General features: G+C 67.5%; 10 protein-coding genes. 2 read left to right on the top strand and 8 right to left on the bottom strand.

All coding sequences use genetic code 11. The annotated features are described in order from the left end of the window. Window positions 1-3: 3 nt before the first annotated feature. The 8 genes from proV to CRT60_RS21125 all read right to left on the bottom strand — a co-directional run bounded on the left by proV (window position 4) and on the right by CRT60_RS21125 (window position 11,288). Window positions 4-1,287 (bottom strand): glycine betaine/L-proline ABC transporter ATP-binding protein ProV, encoded by a 1,284-nt coding sequence (gene proV, locus CRT60_RS21090; protein ID WP_098738475.1) that lies wholly within the window; start codon window positions 1,285-1,287, stop codon window positions 4-6. A gap of 67 nt (window positions 1,288-1,354) precedes the next feature. After that, window positions 1,355-2,152 carry an adenine nucleotide alpha hydrolase family protein gene (locus tag CRT60_RS21095; RefSeq protein WP_098738476.1) on the bottom strand — a complete coding sequence of 266 codons (798 nt, stop codon included), beginning with the start codon at window positions 2,150-2,152 and terminating at the stop codon, window positions 1,355-1,357. After that, entirely contained in the window at window positions 2,145-3,371 is a 1,227-nt protein-coding gene (locus tag CRT60_RS21100) for an electron transfer flavoprotein subunit alpha/FixB family protein (RefSeq protein ID WP_098738477.1), read from the bottom strand. The genes CRT60_RS21095 and CRT60_RS21100 overlap by 8 nt, the downstream gene beginning before the upstream one ends. Further along, window positions 3,368-5,284 carry a DUF3483 domain-containing protein gene (locus CRT60_RS21105; RefSeq protein WP_098738478.1) on the bottom strand — a complete coding sequence of 639 codons (1,917 nt, stop codon included), beginning with the start codon at window positions 5,282-5,284 and terminating at the stop codon, window positions 3,368-3,370. Before CRT60_RS21105 ends, CRT60_RS21100 begins: the two co-directional genes overlap by 4 nt. Before the next feature lie 44 nt (window positions 5,285-5,328). Next, window positions 5,329-7,374 carry an NADH:flavin oxidoreductase gene (locus CRT60_RS21110; protein WP_098738479.1) on the bottom strand — a complete coding sequence of 682 codons (2,046 nt, stop codon included), beginning with the start codon at window positions 7,372-7,374 and terminating at the stop codon, window positions 5,329-5,331. Window positions 7,375-7,541: 167 nt separating this feature from the next. After that, the gene (locus tag CRT60_RS21115) at window positions 7,542-8,738 is read right to left on the bottom strand and encodes a GlxA family transcriptional regulator (RefSeq protein ID WP_244592670.1); all 1,197 of its coding nucleotides are present in this window, start codon (window positions 8,736-8,738) and stop codon (window positions 7,542-7,544) included. 65 nt (window positions 8,739-8,803) lie between these two features. Continuing rightward, complete coding sequence (locus CRT60_RS21120) at window positions 8,804-9,925, bottom strand: FAD-binding oxidoreductase (protein WP_244592671.1); 1,122 nt, start codon at window positions 9,923-9,925, stop codon at window positions 8,804-8,806. Between the two features lie 82 nt (window positions 9,926-10,007). Beyond that, window positions 10,008-11,288, bottom strand: a complete 1,281-nt coding sequence (locus CRT60_RS21125) for an aromatic ring-hydroxylating oxygenase subunit alpha (protein WP_098738480.1) — start codon at window positions 11,286-11,288, stop codon at window positions 10,008-10,010. A 752-nt stretch (window positions 11,289-12,040) separates the two neighbouring features. Here CRT60_RS21125 and CRT60_RS21130 point away from each other — a divergent pair. Continuing rightward, window positions 12,041-12,931 (top strand): glycine betaine ABC transporter substrate-binding protein, encoded by an 891-nt coding sequence (locus CRT60_RS21130; protein ID WP_098738481.1) that lies wholly within the window; start codon window positions 12,041-12,043, stop codon window positions 12,929-12,931. A gap of 247 nt (window positions 12,932-13,178) precedes the next feature. Then, window positions 13,179-14,819, top strand: coding sequence for a methyl-accepting chemotaxis protein (locus tag CRT60_RS21135; RefSeq protein WP_244592672.1), 1,641 nt, complete (start codon window positions 13,179-13,181; stop codon window positions 14,817-14,819). Window positions 14,820-14,832 lie beyond the last annotated feature (13 nt).

Raw genomic sequence — 14,832 nt, forward strand, 5'->3', positions numbered from 1 at the left:
CGGTCAATCCCCCCGAACCAAGGTGTGGAGCATGAGGGCGCGCGAGATGGCGCCGAGGAAGTTGTCGTCGTCGTCGACCACCGGCACCGGCCATTCGCTGTCGGCGACCAGGGCGAGCAGGGAATGGATCGGCGCCGCGGCGTTGACCGTGCGGACGCCGGGCAGGAAGGCATTGACGAAGCGCGGCTGCGGACCGTTCAGCTCGCGTTCCAGCGTCGCCCGCGAGACGATGCCTTCGAAATGGCCCTCCGGGGTGCGGACATAGCCGAAATTGTGATGGTTCTCGCGCAGCTGCTGCAGGGCGGGAGCCAGTTCGCCGGGCAGGCGGATGACCGTGTTGGTCGCCTCGAACCGTGCGACGTCGCCGGCCCGCAGAACCTTCGAGGCATCGACGTTGCGGAAGAAGGAGCGGACGTAATCGTCGGCCGGCCGGCTGAGGATCTCGTAGGGCGTGCCGACCTGCACGATGCGCCCGCCTTCCATGATGGCGATGCGGTCGCCGATGCGCATCGCCTCGTCGAGGTCGTGGGAGATGAAGACGATGGTGCGCTGCTGTTCGCGTTGCAGGCGCAGAAGCTCGTCCTGCATCTCGGTGCGGATCAGCGGGTCCAGCGCGGAGAAGGCCTCGTCCATCAGCAGGATGGTCGGATCGTTCGCCAGCGCGCGGGCAAGGCCGACACGTTGCTGCATGCCGCCCGACATCTCGCGCGGATAGCGGTGAGCGTAGGTGCCAAGCCCCACCTGCTCCAGCGCCTGCTGGGCGGCCTTGTGGCGCTCCGCCTTGGAGGCGCCCGAGATTTCCAGGCCGAAGGCGGCGTTGTCCAGAGCGGTCAGATGGGGCATCAGGGCGAAGGACTGGAAGACCATGCCCATGTTGCGGCGGCGGGCCTGGATCAGGTCGGCCTTCGACATGCTGACCAGATCCTTGCCGTCCAGCAGGATTTCGCCGCTGCTGGGCTCGATCAGCCGGTTCAGCAGGCGGATCATGGTGGATTTGCCGGACCCCGACAGCCCCATGATGACGAAGATCTCGCCGGCGCGGACCTGAAAGCTGGCGTCGAGGACGCCGACATTGACGTTCAGCTTTTCCAGGACCTCCGCCTTGCTGGCACCCTGGCGCAGCATCGACAGGGCGGGCTTCGGATCGGCGGAGAAGACCTTGTAGACGTTCCGCACCTCCAGCCGGACCGCCGCATCCTCGCCGATGCCCGTCCTGGCCGCTCCGCGGGGAAAGCCGAGGCTGGCAGGGCCGCCGACCGAAACCGCGCTTCGCATCATCGTGTTCATCGGCGTGCCTCCCCCGGGTTGGCGACAGCGTGACCTGTGGTACTGGGAGGATCGTTTTGCATGGTTTTCATGGAAGCATTCCCTGTTCGACAAGGCTGTCGTAGATGGCCAGCGCCCCCGCTTCAGCTGTCGGGTTGACCAGCAGTTGGCCTTTTCCGCTCTTGCTCTCGGTCGCCGCTTTCAGCCGGTCCAGGGCCGAGCCACCGCGCTTGACGCGCATCAGCTTGGGCTTCGGGCGCCAAGGCCGATGCTCGCACTCCGACAGGAAGAGATCGGCGGTCGCCTGTGCCGCCACCGGCTCGATGACGCCCCGCCGGGCCGGGCCGAAGGCCGATGCGCGGGCGGGCGGGGCGGATGGATGGACGGTCGCTATGAGACGGCCGGTGACGGCCAGCGCCCGCCGCTGCCCGCGCGGCAGCGCCTGGACGAGGTCGGTCATGCTGGCCGTGGAGGCCGGCGCGTCGGATGGGCCGATCCGCACCACATCGGGGACGATGGCGGCGTCGAGGCCGCGGGCGATCAGATAGGGCAGCATGCCGCTGCCCTCGCCGTCCTCCGCCTGCCGTCCGGTCAGGACCAGCGACGGGGCGAGACGGCGCAGATGGCCGATCAGCGGTTCGACCGGATCGGCACCCTCCGGCAGGACCAGAATCGTCAGCCGTTCCAGCCCCATGCCGAGATAGGCGCGCAAAGCGTCGGCATCGGCGGCCGGCCCGGCATGGATCGCCGTCAGCCGCTTTGGCCTCAGCGCCAGCGCCATCTCCAGCGCCTGCGCGTCGGTGGCGGCACGGCGGGTGCGGCCGGAGACCGGGTGGCGACCGATGGAGAGCAGGACCGCGACATTGGTTGTGGCGGCTTCAGTCATGGCGGCGCTCCCGGATCAGCCGGATCAGGGCGGGCATGACGGCCTGCGCATCGGCGACGATGGACAGGTCGGCGCGCTTGATCATCTCGGCATGGAGGTCGGTGTTGACGGCGATCACATGGCGGACGCCGGTGATGCCCTGAAGATGCTGCGGCGCGCCGGCAATGCCGAAGGCAAGGTAGCAGCGCGCGCCGACCACCGTGCCGGAGGCGCCGACCTGCCGTTCGCGCGGCAGGTGCCCGGCATCGCAGACCACGCGGCTACCGGCGCGGGTGGCGCCCAGCGCCCCGCCCAGATCGGCGAAGCTCGGCCAGTCGGTCACGCCATTGCCGGCGCTGAGGATGAAATCGGTTTCCGACAGGGACAGGGCGTCGGGATCGACGGCCAGCCGGCGGGCGCCACCCAGCCGGGGCAGAACCTCGTTCACGGCCACCGACGTTTCGAGATCGAGCGGCCGGGCCTCGTGCCGCACGCCGTCGAGCGGGGCGAAGGCGTCGGCCGCCACCGTCATCAGCCGGGTGGGGCGGTGCCCGGTCTCCAGCGAGCCACCGGCCGACTGGCGGGTTGCGCGGTCGGGGCCGAGGCTTTGCACGCCGGTGAACAGCCGCTCTCCCGCCGCCGCTGCGACCCGCCGCGCCACGTCGGCGCCGTCCGGGCTGTCCGGGAACAGGATGTGGCGGGGAGACAGTGCGGTCATCAGCGCCGAAGCGGCGGCGGCGCGCCGTTCCGGTACGTAATCGTCGGCCCAGCCGTCGGGCAGGGCGACATGGCGGTCGGACCCGGCCTCGGCCAGCGCCTCGCCCGAACCGGTGCAGACGGTCACCACGGCACCGCCCCCCGCATCGGCCAGCAGCCGGGCGGCGGCGATCACCTGCCGGTCATGCTCGCCGACCTCGCCACCGGGGCGGTCGAGTATGGCGAGGACCAGGTAGGCCGGCTCGGCGATCACCCGGAGCGGGATCGCGGGCATGGCGGCGACGGCGATACCGACAGCCGCGGCGGTACCGGCCGAAGCCGCGTCGCGGGTCCAGTCATAGCGCGGGCGCGGCTGGCTCTGCACCAATGCGGCAGCGCGAAGGGCGCGCGGGTCGCGGCGGCGTTCGTTGGCTGCGGCGGCGACCGGCTGGCGGAGCAGGCGCGGACGCTGGCCGGTCAGGACGGTGCGGGCAGCACGTTCGGCACGGGGATCGACGCGGCGGCGGATTTGGGTGGTGGTCATCGGGCGGTCTCCGTCGCGGCGAGCACCAGTTCGGCGATCTCCGCCACCTCCGGCCGGGGACCGACGACGCCTTCCAGCATCAGGGCGCAGTTGGGGCAGGCGACGGCGACCAGCGAGGCGCCGGTCTCCCGCGCATGCTCCATGCGGACGTCGGGGATGCGGCGCTCGCCCGACACGTCGGTCAGCGGAGCGCCGCCGCCACCGCCGCAGCAGCTCGACCGCAGGCCGGCGCGCAGCATTTCCCGGCGCTCCACGCCGATGGCGTCGAGCAGGGCGCGCGGTGCCTCGATCTCGCCATTGTAGCGGCCGAGATAGCAGGGGTCGTGGAAGGTGACGCTGCGCCCCACCGGCTTGGTCACCGACAGCGCGCCGGCGGTGATCAACTCCAGCAGCAGGGCGGTGTGGTGGACGACGGTCCAGCTGCCGCCGAAGGCCGGATATTCGTTGCGCAGCGTGTGCAGGGCATGGGGATCGGCGGTGACGATGCGGGAGAAACGGCGGGCGTTCAGCGTCGCCACGTTGCGGGTCGCCAGCGACTGGAAGGTCGCCTCGTCGCCCAGTCGGCGGGCGACGTCGCCGCAATCCAGTTCATCCTCGCCCAGCACGGCGAAATCCACCCCGGCGCGGCGCAGCAGCAGGACGAGCGCCCGCAGCGAGCGCTGGACCCGCAGATCGAAGGCACCGTCGCCGACCCACAGCAGCGTGTCGCAGGAGCCGCCGGCCGGCAGCCGGGGCAGCGACAGGTCGGCGGCCCAGTCCCAGCGCCGGGCGAGCGCGCGGCCGCCAGGATTGTCGGTGGCGCGCAGTTCCTCCAGCATGACGGCGGCTTTGCCCGGGGTGGCACCCAACTCCAGAGTCTGAAAGCGGCGCAGGTCGACGACGGCGTCCACATGCTCGATCATCATCGGGCACTCCTGAACGCAGGCGCGGCAGGTGGTGCAAGACCACAGCGTGTCGGGATGGATCATCGCATCCGGGCCGATCAGCGGCAGTGACGATCCGCCATGGGCCTTGCCGACGCCGCGGCCGGGATGGGGGTTGCCGGCATATGCAGCGTCGCTGGCCTGCCCGTCCATGGCGGCGACCAGATCCTGCACCAGCTTCTTCGGGTTCAACGGCAGGCCGGCGGCAAAAGCCGGGCAAGCGGTCTCGCAGCGCCCGCACTGGACGCAGGCATCGAACCCGAGCAGCCGGTTCCAGGCGAAATCGACGGGACGCTCCACACCCAGACCGCCCGGCTCAGTCTCCTCCGCAGGAGCGAGCGGCAGCGGCTTCAGCCCGGTGTCACGCCCCTTGCCGTCATGGAAGCGGGCCGGACGCGGGTGGAAGGCCAGATGCAGCGCCCCATGCACCGCATGCTTCAGCGGCCCCTTCCACACGCCCCACACCAGATCGGCCATCGCCACCCCGGCGACTGCGACCAGCACAAGGGCCAGCGCCTCCGGCATGATTCCGCCCAGCGACTGGTCGAGTGCCACCACCAGCAGACCGCCGGAAAACCCCAGAAGCGACAGGGGAAGGCGAGCGAAGCGCCCCTGCGACAGCTCGCGCGGGCGCAAAACCCGGCGGCGATGCCGGACCATCAGGGCACCGGCCAGCATGACCGCCAGCACCACCGCCAGCAGCAGCCAGAGAACGCGTGACCCACCGAAGGCGACGCCCATCGCCACCAGTAGCGCCAGAGCCGCGAGGAAACCGCCGGCGACCAGCGCATGGAAGCGGGCGTTGAACGGCGTCCGCCCCACGACATGGTGGACATCGACCAGATAGCGGCCGGGCAGGGCGCGCAGCCCGGCGACCACGCCGACCGTCGCCGGCCGGCCGGCCAGCCAACGCCGCGACTGCCAGGCGGCCAATGCCGCGCCGATGGCGAGGACGGCAAGGACGACGGTGGTGAGAGCGGTGGCGATCACGTCGGACGGCTCCTGTCGCTTGGCTGGGGGCGCTGGGCGGGGTGTCAGATGTCCTTGCAGAGACGCGCCGCGTCGTAGATGGCGGCGTGGATGTTGCGGCCGGCCACCGCATCGCCGATGCGATGCAGCGTGTAGTCGCCATGGCCGTTGACCTGCACCGGCTGCGGCCGGCCGGCGATCAGGCTGTCCAGGTCGGTTTGGCCGCGGTTCAGCGAATGGTCCTTCAGATCGAAATAGAGGCCGTCGTTGGGCAGGGTGCCCAGCTCCACCACGATCTGGTCGACCAGCCGTTCCTCTTCCTCGTGGGTGTATTCGTTGCGCAGGACGGCGACGCGGCGGTTGCCCTCCGGGTAGATTTCCACGAGCTGGTGGTTGGTGGTCATCACCACGTTCAGCTTGTAAAGCTCGCGCAGGTGGATCGGCTGGTTGGTGGTGCCGACCTCCTCCGCGACCATGCGGTCGGGGGTGGCGATCTCCACCAGTGCACCGCGCTTGGCCATGAACTCCGCGCAGGACGCGCCGTGATGCTGGCCGGTGCCGTCATACATCAGGACGGTTCCGGTTGGCTCGACCGACCCGGTCAGGATGTCCCAGGTCGACACCGCCAGATCGGCGCCCTTGAAGTCGCCGCGATTGGGCCGGCCGCCGGTGGCGAGGATCACCACGTCGGGGTTCTCGGCCTCGACGGCGGCACGGTCGGCCTCCACCCCCAGCCGGACATCGACGCCCAGCTTGGTGACCTGTTGGGACAGCCAGCGGGTGATGCCGCTCATCGCCTCGCGCCAGGTCGCCTTGGCTGCGACGTTGATCTGGCCGCCGGGGGCGGCGTTGCGTTCGAGCAGGACGACGGAATGGCCGCGCTCGGCACAGACGCGGGCGGCTTCCAGCCCGCCGGGGCCGCCGCCCACCACCACCACGCGGCGCTTGCGCTCCGCCTTCGGGATGACATGGGGCATGGTCCGCTCGCGGCCCGTCGCGGCGTTCTGGATGCACAGCGCGTCGCCGCCGACATAGATGCGGTCGATGCAATAGCCGGCGCCGACGCACTGCCGCACATCGTCCAGCCGCCCTTCCATCAGCTTGCGCACCAGATGCGGGTCGGCGATGTGGGCGCGGGTCATGGCGACCATGTCGACATGGCCCTCCTCGACCGCGCGGGCGGCGGTGGCGAGGTCGGTCACGCGCTGGGCATGGAAGACCGGGATGCCGGCCTCGCGCTTGATGCCGCTGGCCAGATGCAGGAAGGGAGCGACCGGGAAGGACATGTTGGGCAGCGAGATGGCATGCGCCAGATGATCGCGCGCCTGTCCGCCCAGCACGTTGACGAAATCGATCAGCCCGCGCTCGGCATAGGTCCGGGCGATAGCGATGCAGTCTTCATGGCTGAGGCCGTCGTCGATCAGCTCGTCGCCCGACATGCGCATGCCGATGACGTAATCGTCGCCGACCTCGGCGCGGATCGCCTCGAACACCTCGATGCCGAAGCGCATGCGGTTTTCCAGGCTGCCGCCATACTTGTCGCTGCGCCGGTTGGCCGAGGGGCTCCAGAACTGGTCGATCAGGTGGCCATGGGCGGCCGACAGCTCGAAGCCGTCCAGACCGCCTTCCTTGCAGCGGCGGGCCGCGGCGGCATAGCCGGCGATGATCCGCGTGAAGTCGAAATCCTCCATCTCCTTCGGCGTGTTGCGGTGCGCCGGTTCGCGGGCGGCCGAGGCGGAGACGGTGGGCAGCCAGTTCTCGGTGTCCCAGCGGGTGCGCCGGCCCATGTGGGTCAGCTGGATCATCAGCGCCGCGCCGTGGCGGTGCACCCGGTCGGAGAATTCACGGAAGAAGGGGATGACGCTGTCATCGGCGACGGAAATCTGGTTCCACGGGGCCGCCGGGCTGTCCACCGCGACGGAGGAGGAGCCGCCGAACATCGTCAGGCCGATGCCTCCCTTGGCCTTTTCCTCGTGATAGAGCTGGTAGCGTTCCTTCGGCTTGCCTTCGGATCCGTAGCCCGGCGCGTGGCTCGTGCTCATCACGCGGTTACGGATCGTCAAATGCTTGATCTGCAGAGGCTTCAGAAGGGCTTCGGCGGGTGAGGACATGGCAGGAACGATCCCCAGTATTGAGCCTGCCAAGAATTCACCATCGGCGCGATTGTCGCGTTGCCCCCCGCGACCGGGAATTACCTTTTTGCGACAGGAGAGAAACAGGAGGGCGCCGGCCGAACAAGCATATGAATTTTTTGGAAAATCGGCGGTAACCTGTCCCGTCAGTCCACCTGCGCGGTGTCCCGGACCATCGGCTCCGGGTCTTCGAACAGGCGGCGGTCGGGCAGCAGGGAGTTGGCGTTGGTGCGCCGGAAGGCGGCGAGGGGCGAGACATGCGGATCGGCCTCCGCATCCGGCACGGCGTTGCGGCGCACGTCCGACGGCGAAACGCCGAACAGCTCCCGGAACTGGCGGGAGAAGTGGGCGCAGTCGGCGAAGCCGGCCTCGTTCGCGATGGCGGTGACCGACCGCTTGGTGTTGCGCAGCAGCCAATGACCATAGCGCAGGCGCAAGGCCCGGTAGTAGGTGGCCGGGCTGGTGCCCACCGCCAGCCGGAACAGCCGTTCGAATTGCCGGGTGCTGACACTCAGCCGGTGGACGATCTCCTCCACCGACAGCGGATCGCTGATGTGCTGCTCCATCAGCAGCAGGGCGCGGCGGACCCGGTCGTTGGTGATCTCCACCATCGTCGGCGGCTGCGGTTGCGACTGGCTGGCGGGACGGGCCTTGTCGATCAGCAGGATGTGCATGGTCTTCTGGGCGGTGGCGCGTCCCAGATGGCGTTCGATCAGGAAGGCGGCCAGATCGGCCACGCCGGCGCCGCCCGAACAGGTGATGCGGTCGCGGTCCACCACATAGAGCTGGTCGGCCACCGGCACCAGATCGGGAAATTCCTCGACGAAATCGCGGTGATGGTACCAGCTGACACAGCAGCGCCGGTTCTTCATCAGGCCGATGCGGCTCAGCACGAAACTGCCGGTGCACACGCCGACCAGGGTCACGCCATAGGATGCTGCGGCGCGCAGATAGGCCAGCGTTTCGTCGTCCAGCTGCGGGCCGGCATGCAGCAACCCGCCCACCACGACCACATAGTCGAAGCGGCGGGGGTCGGTCAGAGGTTCCCAGCGGGCGACGCCGATGCCGCAGCTGGACATCACCGGTTCGGCCCGCGACCCCATGATGGTCCAGCGGCAGCGGATCTGCCGCGACCGGTCGCCCTCGTCGGCCGCCAGCCGCAGGGCGTCGATGAAGGGGGCCAGCGCCGTCAGGGTGAAATTGTTGGTCAGGATGAACCCGACCGACAGAAGCGCGCGTTCCTCCTGCCGGGGGGCGGGACCGCTACCGCCGAACCGGCGATATTCCACTGTCTTCCCCACCAGGACACCCTCCCAGTCCGACGGCCCCCATTTGACGGCCATCTTCCATCCTTCGGAATGCTAGCGTCAGCGGCCTGCCCCCGGAAGACAATTCATTGGCGATGCTTCTAACGCTCCACCACCAGATCGCTGGTGGGACGGCTGCAACAGAGCAGGATCAACCCCTGGTCGATTTCCCGTTTGCGGATGCCGCCGGTGTGGTTCATTTCCACCGTGCCGGAAATCAGCTTTGTCTTGCAGGTCCCGCACAGCCCGCGCGAGCAGGATGTCGGAACCCGGATGTCGGCCGCCGATGCCGCATCCGCCACGGCCATGTCCGGCAGGCAGGTGAAGACCTTGCCAGTCTTGGCGAATTCGATGCGGAAGCCGGCCGCTTGCAGCGCGTCCTCAATCGGGGCGGCTTGGGACGGGGCTTCTTGTGGCTGGTCCCCGGCGGCAAGGTCGGCCACCAGCTCTTCGAAATTGAAGCTCTCCTGATGGTAGCGGGTCATGTCGAAACCGCCTTCCTCCAGGAAGGCGCGCACCGCCTTCATGAAGGGACCGGGGCCGCAGACATAGACCTCGCGTTCCATGAAGTCGGGCGCGATCAGGCCCAGCATCGGCAGCGACAGCCGGCCGGTGAAGCCGGCCCAATGGGCCTCGGTGCCGATGCCCTCGCAGACATGGGCGACGCGCAGGCGCCGGCCGGGGCCGGTCAGCGCGTCCAGTTCACGACGGAAGACGATGTCGGCCGGGGTGCGGGCGGCGTGGACGAAGACGATGTCGTGGTCTTCGCCGAGATCGTCGAAGGTCCGGGTCATCGACATCAGCGGCGTGACACCGCTGCCGCCGGACAGGAACAGGAACTTGCGCGGCGTCTCGGACTCGGCCGGCGTGAACTCGCCGAGCGGGCCGACGGCGCGGATGGTGTCGCCCGGCTTCAGGGTATCGTGCAGCCAGTTCGACACCGGGCCGCCGGGCACGCGCTTGACGGTGATCGAAAGCCGGTGCGGCCGGGCGGCGGAAGAGGAGACGGTGTAGCTGCGGTGAATGGTCTCGCCGCCGATGGGCAGTTCCAGCGTGATGAACTGGCCCGGCTTGAACCGGAACAGGCAGGGTTGCCGCGGTGCGAAGACGAAGGTCTTCACATCGTGCGTTTCGTCCCGCACCGCCCGGCACACCAGCGTGTCGTCGATTTCGGGATCCCAGTTCCGGACCGGAGGCAGAGCCGCATCCTGCTGCATCGTCATCTCTCTTCCTGAGCCGTGAAGCCTTGGTCGCGAACGGTGGGCGGTCCCGGCGCTCGGCCGGCCGGGACGCCCTGGCGCCGCGTCATTCGGCGGCGACGCTCACCGCGGCCTGCTTGCCCAGCAGATGCTCGGCCATGCGGCCGACGTACCATTCCGTGAACTTCTCGACGAGCGGCTCGGTGTAGGGCGAATAGGGGCCCGGCTCGTAGGCGGGGCTGATCGCGCCGTTGTGCGAGATCTCGACCAGATCGGCGTCCTGCTGGTTGGTCGCCTCCCACACCTCCGTCAGGCGGTTCAGGTCGTAATCGACGCCTTCCACCGCGTCCTTGTGGACCAGCCAGCGGGTGCGCAGCAGATTGCGGTCGGGACCGAGCGGGAACACCGAGAAGGTGACGATGTGGTCGCTCATGAAGTGGTTCCAGGAGTTCGGCTGGGTCCAGAAGGACAAGGCACCCAGCTTGCGCTCGGCGATCGACCCCAGAAGCTTCTTGGAGGCGCTGCGCGTGTCCTTGGTGTGGGCCTCGCCGGCACCGTCCAGCGGCAGCCGCTCGGCGCGGAAGCCGGTGGTGTCGGTCAGATGCTCGATCTCGCGGCTGGGGAAGCCCGAGGCCTCCCAGCCGGTATGGCAGCTTTGCACCAGCGCATCGTACTTGGCGGCATGTTCCATCCGCTTCGGGTTGGTACCGTCGGGGGCGAAGCCGAAGCCATATTCGAACAGCGGGATGGTCAGTTCGGGATGGTTGCCGACGCAGTGGTAGCATTCACGATTGTTTTCCATCGTGAGCTTCCAGTTGCCCTTCTCGATCAGGTCGACGGTCTTGGCGATCTTACAGTTCTTCAGATCGTGCGGAAGGATGTAGGGCTCGATGGCCGCCGCCATGCGGTCGATGTCGTCCGGGGCTTCTTCCGCCAGGCAGATGAAGATCAGGCCGCCGACCGAGCGGATGTGGACCTTCTTCAGGTTCCGGCACTTGCGGTCGAAATCGTTGCCCATATGCTCGGCGAACAGAAGCTCGCCGTCCTGGCCGTAGGTCCACTGGTGATAGCTGCACACCAGATTGCCGACGGAAGTCTTCTCCTTCAGGACGATGCGTGCGCCGCGGTGGCGGCAGACATTGTGATAGGCGCGCAGTTCCATGTCGTCGTCGCGCATGACGATGACGGACGTCTTGCCGATATCCACCACCATCACGTCGCCCGGCTCCGCCACGTCCGGTTCCACGCCCACATGCAGCCAGTGGCGGCCGAAGATGATTTCCATGTCCAGCTTGAAGATTTCATCGCTGGTGTAGAACGGGGCTTCCAGGCTGTACCCCTTTTTTCTGCGCTTCAGCAGGGCTTCTATGGAAATCTCGGACGACATGGCGGTTGACCTTCTGCGGGAGTGGGCCAGCGGGAGTTGGGCAATGCGTTCGTGGAGCCGCTTCAACCTTGACCGGGCTGTGATTTTCTCGATTCCACGACACACAGCCTGCCGCCGGCCGCAGCGCGTCGCGTTCTGGATTGCGACATCAACTTTAAAAAGGCCGACAGGACATCCTGTCTTTTTGCGCAGGCCGGGCCGGAGGCAATGGTCGGTTTGCGACAGGATGCGAATATTCGGGACGGATGGCCGTTCGATCCGGCCGGGAGAGTGACCGGCCGGCAATATGATAAGAGCGGCCCATCATTCCCAACATCTCATCGTCACAGGACTGCCGCAGCGTTTTCCTATTTCCATTGCAGATTTTAAAATATCCGCTGGTGAAACCGGCAGCATTCGCCGGACGAGCGGGTGTCGTACGGCGTTGTCGCAAATGCGATACGAACTGCCGCTGTGATGAAGGTTTTTTGCTTTCAAGGCCGGCATTCTTCCTCAATCAGCACTGATGTCAGCAAAGGTTCGCATCGGTTGGAAACAGCTTTCCGTTCAATTCCGGAAGGCGGTCGGCCAACCGTTCCCATGGATGCCAACCCGTCACGTGATCGCACTCATCGGCAGGTCGGAGATGACCTGCCGGGCCCCGCGCACGCATCCGGTTCAAGTTCCGGCATGGCGGACCGGTCAATCCAAGCGGAAGAACCCAAACAAATAAACGACACCCAAACAAACAAACGACACGAGGAGGCTTCTTGATGAAAATCTTCGGTAAAGCCTTGGGCATGCTGTTGTCGGCGGCCATGACGGTCGGTCTGGGGACCGCTGTGACCGCCATCCCGGCGCAGGCCGCGGAAAAGTCGATCAACATCGGCTGGACCGCCTGGTCGGACGCCGAGGCGGTGACGAAACTCGCCAAAGCGGTGATCGAGGAGCGGTTCGGCTACAAGGTCGAACTGACCATGGCCGACATCGGCATCCAGTATCAGGGCATCGCCAGCGGCAAGCTGGACGCCATGCTGATGTCGTGGCAGCCGCTGACCCACAAGCCCTATCTCGACAAGGTCGGCAAGGACATCGTCGATCTCGGCCCGCTCTACACCCGTGCCCGCCTGGGCTGGGTGGTGCCGGACTACATCCCCGTCGATCAGGTCAAGACCATCGAGGATTTGAAGAAGCCGGAGGTGCAGAAGCAGCTCGGCGGCAAGATTCAGGGCATCGATCCGGGATCGGGGTTGATGCAGGCGTCGGAAAAGGCGCTGAAGACCTACGATCTGAAGGGAATGCAGCTGGTGTCGGCCAGCGACGCCGCGATGCTCGCCGCTCTGGAGCGCGCCATGAAGCGCAACGAGTGGATCGTCGTGACCAGCTGGAGCCCGCACTGGATGTTCGCCAACTGGAAGCTGCGCTATCTGGAGGATCCGAAGGGCGCGCTGGGCGGTCTGGAGAGCGTGAACGCCGTCGTCCGGAAGGGCTTCTACCAGGATCACCCGGAAATCTACGAATTCCTGAACCGGATGGTCCTGCCCATCGGCGATCTGGAGGCGATGATGCAGGAAGCCCGCCAGACCAGCTATGAGAAGGCGGTCGACAACTATATCAAGAACAACAAGGCCCGGATCGATTACTGGGTCACCGGCAAGCTCTGATCCGCAGCCGGGCACCCTTTCCCGTACCATTCCCGGCACTGTCGATGGAGGCGGTCCGTTCTCAACGCGCAATCGCGTGACGGACGGCCGTCTCCAGCCATTCCCGTTTCCAGTCCCTTCACGATCGGGAGCGCCGATGAACTCGCCAGCTCACCTGCAAGGCCCAACTCACCTGCAAGGCCCAGCTCATCTGCAAGGCGTGGTGCCGGCCGGCATCGGGATGTTGTCGGTTACGGGATTGTGCAAGTTGTATGGCGGCAATGCCGCCCGCGCCTTGACCATGCTGCATGCCGGGAGGGACCAGGCCGACATCCAGCGGGAAACCGGTGCGGCGGTGGCGGTCGCCGATGTTTCGTTCGGTCTTGCGGCCGGCGAAATCCTTGGCCTGCTCGGGCGGTCCAATTCGGGCAAATCCACCCTGATCCGCATGGTGAACCGTCTGGTCGAACCGACCTCGGGCATCGTCTGCCTGAACGGGCGCGACATGGCGGCGATGAAGCCGGCCGAACTGGTGGCCGCCCGCCGCGATAGCATGGCGATGACCTTCGGCGCCGTGGCGCTGATGCCCAACCGCACTGTCCTGGAGAATCTGGCGTTCGGGCTGGAGGTCGCCGGCTTGCGCCGGCGTGAGCGTCAGGACCGCGCCCGGGCTGTGCTGACGCGCATGGGGCTGGCCCATCTGGCCGACCGGCGTCCGCCTGAAATACCGTCCGAGGCGCGGCTGCGGATCGGACTTGCGCGGTCCCTGATCGGCGAACCGCCATTGCTGTTGATGGATGCTCCCTTCGCCGGGGTCGATCCTGTCCTGCGGCTGGAGCTTGAGGCGGAATTCCTCGACTGGCAGCGGGCGCGTCGGGCGGCCGTGCTGTTCACCACGCAGGATCCGGACGAGGCGATGCGAATCGCGGACCGTATCGCCTTCATGGAGAACGGCCGCTTCGCGCAGGTCGGCACCCTGGACGAAATCCTGGGGTCTCCGGCGAACGACCATGTCCGGTCCGCCTTCCAGGACATCGCGGCACGACGGCGCGAGCGCCAGCGCTCCGTCCAGCTTGAGGCGCTGATTTCCCATTTCGAACGGACGGCGATGGAGGGGCTGGACACGGTGGATTCGTCGGCGGGAGCGCTCGACGGCACCGCAAGACAGCTGACCGGCATCATCGACCGCACCAACGAGCAGGCCGGCGAGACCGTGGTGGCGGCGGAACAGATCGCAAGCAACGTCCAGTCGGTCGCGGCGTTGGCCGACGAGACCTTTCGGTCGTTGGGGGAAATCCGCCTCCGCATCGACGATTCCACCCGCATCGCCCTGTCGGCGGTCGAGGAGGCCCGCAAGGCCGACCAGTCGGTGCACAGCCTGCGGCAGTCGGCCGAGGGCATCGGCAACGTCGTGCGCATCATCGACGAGATCACCGGACAGACCAATCTGCTGGCGCTGAATGCGACCATCGAAGCCGCCCGCGCCGGCGAGGCCGGCAAGGGCTTCGCTGTGGTGGCGCAGGAGGTGCGCCAGCTCGCCAGCCAGACCGCCAAGGCGACTCAGGATGTCTCGCTCCGCATCCAGGCGATGCAGGACGCGACCGGCAATGCCGCCCAGGCCTTGCAGAGTATCACCGCGGTGATCGAGGAGATCAGCACGATCTCGCTTGCCATCGCCAAGTCGATGGAGGCGCAGGCCGCCGCGTCGGCCACCATCCATGCCAGCATCGACCAGGCGGCATCCGGGGCGGGCGTGGTCGCGCGCAACGCCCGGGATGTCACCGGCGGCGCCCGCGACACCGAAAGCGCGACACGGCACGTCCTGTCCGCCGCCGCCGACCTCGCCGGTCAGACCGTACGGCTGCGCGGCAGCATCGAACAGTTGCTGGACGGCATCCGCACCGGATGACCGGCCCCACCAC

This window comes from Azospirillum palustre (assembly GCF_002573965.1).
Taxonomy (GTDB): domain Bacteria; phylum Pseudomonadota; class Alphaproteobacteria; order Azospirillales; family Azospirillaceae; genus Azospirillum; species Azospirillum palustre.